Annotated in this window: 3 protein-coding genes and 1 pseudogene; 2 read left to right on the top strand and 2 right to left on the bottom strand. The window is 76.8% G+C overall.

Annotation, left to right across the window (positions count from 1 at the left end; genetic code table 11):
• Positions 1-220: 220 nt before the first annotated feature.
• On the bottom strand, positions 221-2,320 hold the full coding sequence (locus tag ACF07V_RS37350) for an FtsX-like permease family protein (RefSeq protein WP_392160394.1): 2,100 nt from the start codon (positions 2,318-2,320) through the stop codon (positions 221-223).
• A 356-nt stretch (positions 2,321-2,676) separates the two neighbouring features.
• Positions 2,677-3,393 (bottom strand): annotated as a pseudogene (locus ACF07V_RS37345) (ABC transporter ATP-binding protein); the annotation flags it as partial.
• Positions 3,394-3,557: 164 nt separating this feature from the next.
• On the opposite strand from ACF07V_RS37345, the gene ACF07V_RS37340 reads away from it, so the two are divergent.
• On the top strand, positions 3,558-4,673 hold the full coding sequence (locus ACF07V_RS37340; protein WP_392160392.1) for a DUF2786 domain-containing protein: 1,116 nt from the start codon (positions 3,558-3,560) through the stop codon (positions 4,671-4,673).
• A gap of 215 nt (positions 4,674-4,888) precedes the next feature.
• Positions 4,889-6,955 carry an FUSC family protein gene (locus tag ACF07V_RS37335; RefSeq protein ID WP_392160390.1) on the top strand — a complete coding sequence of 689 codons (2,067 nt, stop codon included), beginning with the start codon at positions 4,889-4,891 and terminating at the stop codon, positions 6,953-6,955.
• Positions 6,956-7,038 lie beyond the last annotated feature (83 nt).

Here is a 7,038-nt window from a genome sequence, read left to right as displayed (position 1 = left end):
CCCCGGGGGGGGGGGGGGGGGGCGCTGGGGGGGGGGGGGGGGGGGCCCCCCCGGGGGGGGGGCCCCCCCGGGGGGGGGGCCCCCCCGGGGGGGGGGGCCGGGGGGGGGGCGGCCCCCGGGGGGGGGGCCCCCCACCACTCCGCGGCTCGCTCGGCGCACCGGACGGGGCGGTGACCCGGCTCCGACCCCGGTCACCGCCCCGTCGTCCCACCATCGCCGCTCAGCGCGTGAGCCGCCACGCGGGAACCCCCGACGCGGCGACCGCGACCACCACGCACACTCCCGCCGCCGCGCCGACCTGCGCCCACGGCAGCACCAGCGCCACGGGGGCCGAGAGGGCCGCCAGGCCCGCTCCCAGGGCGCCCAGGACGACCGCGGTCACCAGGAGCCCGAGCAGCGCCCCGATCGCGACGGCCAGCGTCGCCTCGCCGGTCACGACCCGCAGGATCTGGGTCCGGGTCGCCCCGGCGAGCCGTAGCGAGGCCAGTTCCCGGCCTCGTACCGACGTCGCCATCAGCAGGGTGTTGGCGAGCCCGATCGTCGTGTAGACCAGGGCGATGCCCAGGACCAGGACCATGCCCAGGCGGCTCTGGGGGTTCCCCACCGCCTGACGCTCGGGAGCGGACCGGACCGTTCCCCCGCTCGCATCGAGTGCGCGCACCGTCCCCGCCCCGCCCCCGCGCGCGTCGATCCGGTCGAGCGCGGCGCCCGGCGCGTTCGCCCGGGTGACGTACGGCCCGTTGTCGCCGGTTCCGAGCGCGAGGACGGCCACGACCCGGAGCCGTACCGGACCGCTGCCGTCCGCCCGCCACACCTCCACCGTCTCGCCGACCCGGTGCCGCTCGAACTCCTCGCTGACGACGATCGACCGGTCGTCCAGGTCCCGCAGGTCCCCGGCGGTCACCGGCAGCCGGGCCAGCTCGGCGAAGGCCGCCGGGTCGGCGACCGCCCGCGCCCCGTACTTCACGACGGCCTCGGCCCCGTCCCGTACGAAGACGGACGTCGCCCCGGTGGCGGACACCACGGCCCCGGGCGGAGCCGTCACCGGCCGCAGGTCCGCGCCGCTCGCCACGTACTCCGCGGCCGTCTGCTCCCGCGCCTCGACCTCCTTCGCGCGCGTGACGCTCGTCGCCGAGCCGAACAGCGTCCCGGCGAGCGCCACGGTCACGAGGACGGGCGCGGCGACGGCGGCGGTACGGCGGACGGCGGCCGCGCTGTTCTCCCGTACGAGCGTCCCCACCGCCCCGCGCGCCCGGAGCAACCGGGCCGCCGGCCGGACGAGGAGCGGGGAGAGCAGCGCGACGCCGGTGATCAGGAGTATCGGCAGGGTCGTGTACGTCTTGCGCTTGAGCAGCGCGGACGGCTCGGTGACGCAGGTCCAGACGAGGAGCCCGAGCCCGGTCACGAGCAGGCCCGTGCCGAGGACGGCCCGGCCGAGGGGCAGGACGTCGGTGTCGACGTCCGCCTCCCGCAGGGCCGCCGTCGGACCGACCTTCCCGGCCCGCCGGGACGCGGCGACGGCCCCGGCGAGGGCGACCGTCACCCCCGTCCAGAAGGCCGCGTGACAGGGCCAGGACGGCCCGCCGATCGTGAACCACGGGGGCGCGAGGCCGCCGTCGACGAGGGTCCGGGCGAGGAGGGGAGCGCCGAGGGCGCCGAGCGCGCAGCCGGCGGCGGAGGCGAGCACGCCGAGCGCCGCCGCCTCGGCGAGCAGGAGCCGCCGGATCTGGCCGGGGGTGGCCCCGGCGGTCCGGAGCAGCCCGAACTCGCGCCGGCGCAGTGCGACGGTGAAGGCGAAGGTGGAGGCGACGACGAAGACGGAGACGAAGGCGGTGACGCCGCCGGAGGTGCCGAGGAGGGCGTTGAGGCCGACGAGGGCGCGGGCGTCCCGCTCGGGGTCGGGGTCGGCCTGGGCGCGCTCGCCCCCGGTGAGGACCCGGGCGCGGTCGCCGACGAGCGCCCGGACCTCGGCGGCGGGCGCGTCGACGCCGACGGCGTCGGGGCCGCCGGAGGTGGTGACGGTCCAGCGGGCGCGGAGTTCGCGGAGCAGTTCTTCGTCCACAGGCTGTGGACGGTCGAGCCGCTGCTCCAGGGGTACGGTGTCGGGCCCGCGCCGCACGTCGAGCGTCAGCCGGTCCTGGCCCTGGACGACGACGGGCGAGGAGGCGAACCGCTGGGGAGAACGCTCGGGCGCGTGAAAGGTCGCGGAGAGGCCGAGCCCCATGGTGGCGAGCAGCCCGACGCCGAGCGCGAGCGCGACGAAGCCGCCGAGGAAGGAGGCCCAGCGGTCCCGGAGCCCGGAGAGGACGACGGTCAGCACGAGGCCCCCCCGACCGGGACACCGGCACCGGCACCGGCACCAAGACCGCCACCGGCACCGGCACCAAGACCGCCACCGCCACCGCCACCGGCACCAAGACCGCCACCGCCACCGCCACCGGCACCAAGACCGCCACCGCCACCGCCAGCGGCACCGGCACCGCCAGCGCCACCGGCACCAAGACCGCCACCGCCACCGCCAGCGGCACCGGCACCGGCACCGTCACCAAGACCGCCACCGCCACCGCCAGCGGCACCGCCACCGGCACCGCCACCGCCACCGCCAGCGGCACCGCCACCGGCACCGCCACCGGCCCCGGTACGGACGGCGGCGAGGCCCTCTGCGGCGCGTCCGCCCGTCTCCAGCGCCGTCATCCGCGCCGCGACCGTCTCCACCGTCGGGTCCGTCAGTTCGGCCGTGACCCGGCCGTCGACCAGGAAGACCACCCGGTCCGCGCGGGACGCCGCCACCGGGTCGTGGGTGACCATGACGATCGTCTGGCCGTCGCGGTCGACCAGCTCGCGCAGCATGTCGAGCACCTCCCGGCTCGTCGTCGAGTCGAGCGCGCCGGTCGGTTCGTCGCCGAAGAGGACGGCGGGCCGGGTGATCAACGCCCGGGCGATCGCGACCCGTTGCTGCTGGCCGCCGGACAGCTCGCCGGGCCGGTGCCGTTCCCGGCCGGCGAGCCCCACGCGCGCGAGTGCCTCCCGTACCTCCGTACGGGACGGGCGGCGGCCGGCCAGCCGCAGCGGCAGGGCCACGTTCTGCGCGGCGGTCAGGGAGGGCAGCAGGTTGAAGGACTGGAAGACGAAACCGATCCGGTCCCGCCGCAGCAGCGTGAGGCGCCGCTCGCTCAGCCCCTCCAGTGCCGTGCCGTCGACCTCCACGGTCCCGGAGGTGGGCCGGTCGAGTCCGGCGGCGCACTGGAGGAGCGTGGACTTGCCGGAGCCGGACGGCCCCATGACGGCGGTGAAGGTCCCTGCGGCGAAGTCGAGGTCGACGCCGTCGAGGGCGCGGACGTCGCGGTGGTGCCGGGTCAGTCGGCGGAGTCGTACGGCGGCTTTCGAGGTCATGGTCCGAGCCAACCGTTTCCGCGCGTCCCGATCACGACCACCACTGGGCGTCCCGGGGGTAGGCCTGGCCCTACCCCTCCCGTACCGCCCTGTGACCCCGGGGGGTGTGACGGCTGAGACCATCGAGACCGGACGGACAGCCAAGGGGACGCGAGGGATACGGCGTGAGCACCACCATCGACAAGGCCTTCGAGGCGCTGTACGCGAGCGACGACGGCTCCCTCGACATGGCGGCCTCGCTGCTGGCGGCCGCCCCGGGCGCGGATGCCGAACTGGCACGGCGGGGCGAGGAGTTCGTGCGCACGCTGTGGGCGCGGGGCTGGCAGCCGGCGGACCTGGCGCGGATGGCGCGGCGCGAGCTGTCCGACGAGCACGTACGGCTCCTGGCGGGGCTGATCAGGGCGGAGACGGCGGCCTACGAGCGGCTCCCGCACCGCTGGCAGGCGCAGCTCGACGAACTGGACACGGCGGAGGGGCGCCCGACGGACCGCTTCTCGCGGGCGACGACCGTCCTGGAGCTGTACCGGCTGCTGGTCCGGCTGCCGCGCCTGGACGCGGTCGGCCCGGTGCCGGGGGAGGCCCTGCCGCCGGCGGTGGCGGGCGAGCCCCGGATGCTGACCCGGATCAGGGCGCTGCTCGCGAAGGCGGAGGCGACCGGGTACCCGGAGGAGGCGGAGGCGCTGACGGCCAAGGCCCAGGAGCTGATGGCCCGGCACAGCCTGGACGAGGCGACGCTCGCGGCGGGCGCGCCGTCGCCGGAGACGCCGGGCGCGATCCGGATCGGGGTGGAGCCGCCGTACGAGCAGGCCAAGGCGATCCTGCTCGACGCGGTGGCGACGGCGAACCACTGCCGGGCGGTGTGGAACGAGGCGTACGGCTTCTCGACGGTCGTCGGCTTCGAGGCGGACCTGGATCCGGTGGAGCTGCTGTACACCTCGCTGCTGGTGCAGGGGACGGCGGCGATGACGCGGGCGGAGGCGGAGCAGCGGGCGGGCGGGCGCAAGCGCACGAAGTCGTTCCGGCAGTCCTTCCTCCTCGCGTACGCGAACCGGCTCGGCGCCCGGCTCGCGGCGACGTCCCGCCGGGTGGCGGCCGAGGCCCCGACGCTGCTGCCGGCCCTGGCCTCGCGCGAGGTGGCGGTCACCGCCCGCACGGACGAGCTCTTCCCGGAGACCCGCACGACACGGGTCCGGGCGGCCTGGGACGAGGCGGGCTGGACGCACGGCGCGTCGGCCGCCGACCAGGCAGGCCTCCACCCGAACCGCCCCCACTTGCCGTAACCCACCACCCTCCACGCCCGGGACGGCCCCCCAGCCGGGCCTAGGCTTCCGCGCCCGAGCCTGTACCCCGTGTGCGGCGCCGTCGTGGGTTGTGTCCACCCGTTCCGCCCCTTGCGGAACGCCTGCCCACAACCGGGCCCGGTGAGGGTGCGGGCCGCCCCCCGAGGCGCGGGGGAAATGTCTGGTTCGGGGAGGTTCGCGGATACGCTCTCCGCATGAGCTGGCTCCGGGCGCTGAAGGAGACCGCCCGCTCCGGGCTCACCGTAGAGCGGCGACGGCTCGAACCCGCCGTCGCAGCCCGCGGCGCCCTCGGCCTCGCCCTGGTCGTCGGGTTCTCGCTCGCCCTCTTCGGCCCCGCCGTCGCCGCCTCCTCCGCCTTCGGCGCCTTCCAGGCGGCCATCGCGACCTTCCAGCGTTCCTGGCGCCCCCGCCCCACCCTCGCCCTCGCCTCCGGCGCCAGCCTCGCCGTGTCCACCTTCCTCGGCTATGTCACCGGCGCCCACACCGTCCTCTTCCTGGCCCTGCTCGTCCTCTGGACGTTCCTCTCCGGGCTGGCCTGGGCCGCGGGCCCGACCGCCGGCATCATCGCCTCCTCCAACGTGGCGATCATGCTGGTGACGGTGACCCTCCCGACCTCCGTGGCGACCGCCGCCGGCCACGCCGCCGTGATCTTCGCGGGCGGTGTCGTGCAGGCGGCCCTGGTGGTCCTGCTCCCGGTCCGCCGCTGGGGCGCGCAGCGCGACGCCCTCGGGGACGCGCTCGCCGCGGAGGCGGACTACGCCCGCCGGCTCCGTCACGACCCGGTCGCCCCGTTCGACCCCGTACCGCTCATGACGGCCCGCAACGCCGCCGCGGTGACGCCCCGCCAGGCCCGTACCCGCCCGGCGGAGCTGCACGGGGCGCGGGGTGTCGCGGAGCGGATCCGTCCGGTCCTGGCCTCGCTCGCGGACCCGGCGGTCGGGGTGCCGGAGGAGGGGCCGGAGCGGGCCCGGGTGCGGGAGCTGCTGGGCGCGGCCGCCGAGGTCCTGGACGCCGCCGCGCACGCGATCCGGCACGGCGAACCGGTCACCCTGCCTCCGCCCGCGCTCTCCGTCCTCCGCACCCCGGACACCGGCGCGATCCTCAGGGGCCCGTCCCGCCGGGCGGGGCTCCGCCTGGCGGCGCTGCTCGGCGACGTCGTCGAGACGGCGGAGCCGCGCACGGAGACGTCGGAGCCCTACGCCCAGGGGGCCCGTGCCCGCCCGACCCTGCTCGGCCTCGCCCCCCTCGTCCTCGCGAAGGTCCGCGCCGAACTGCGCCCCGACTCCCCGGTCCTGCGGCACGCGGTCCGGGTCTCGGCGGTCACGGCCGTCGGCTACCTGCTGGGGACCTGGCTTCCCTTCGGGCACGGCTACTGGGCCCCGATGGCGTCGGTCATGGTGATGCGCCCGGACTTCTCGCAGACGTACGCGCGCTCGGTGGCCCGCTTCGGCGGCACCCTCGTCGGCGTGGCCCTGGCGACGGCGGTGGTGCAGTCGGCGCACCCGGGCATGTATCTGTCCGCCGCGCTCGCGGTGTTCTGCGCGTTCGGGATGTACCTGCTGATGCGGACGGGGTACGCGGCGGGCCAGGTCTTCGTCTCGGCGTACGTCGTCTTCCTGCTCGGCATGGCCGGAGCGGGCCTGACCCAGACCGTACGGGAGAGGGTCCTGCTGACCCTCCTCGGCGGGGTCCTCGCGATGCTGTCGTACGCCGTCTACCCGGCCTGGGAGACGCCCCGGCTGCGCGGCCGGCTCGCGGACTGGCTGGCGTCGGTCGGCGCGTACGCGGCCGTCGTCGCCGCGCGTTACGCCGACCCGGCCGGGCCGGCCAGCCCCGACGTACGGGAAGCGCTCCTGAAGACCCGTGCCGCCCGCGTCGCCTGGCAGGAGGCGGTGGCCCGGGCGAGCCACGAACCGGTCCGGCACCGGGGCCTCTCGCACGCGGCGGTGGAGCAGGCCGAGCACGCGCTCGCGGAGTTCGGCCGGGTGGCGATGCTCCTGGAGGCGCACCTGCCGGAGCGCGGCGCCCCGCCCGTACCGGCCGCCGCGACGCTCGCGGAGTCCCTGCACCGGTCGACGGAGCGGGGCGCGAAGCAGGTACGGGAGCGCAGGGAGCCGCACTGGGACGACCTGCGCGAGACGGTCACCGCCTGGTCCGCCGACCCCCCGGACCACTTCCTGCTCGACAAGGGCGCCGTCCTGCTCCTGGAGACCCTGGAGGAGCTGACGACGGCCCTGACGGAGTCGAGGCGCGGCCACTGATTTCGCCGGCGTGTCATCCGGCGGCGGATGTACGGGAGTTGAAAGGGAGGAGGGCCGCGAACGGTCGCGGCCCCAGGAGATCC

It is taken from the genome of Streptomyces sp. NPDC015661 (assembly GCF_043077765.1).
In the GTDB taxonomy this organism is placed as follows: Bacteria; Actinomycetota; Actinomycetes; order Streptomycetales; family Streptomycetaceae; genus Streptomyces.
Note: the sequence above shows the minus strand (reverse complement) of the source record. Positions and strands in the feature narration are given on the sequence as shown.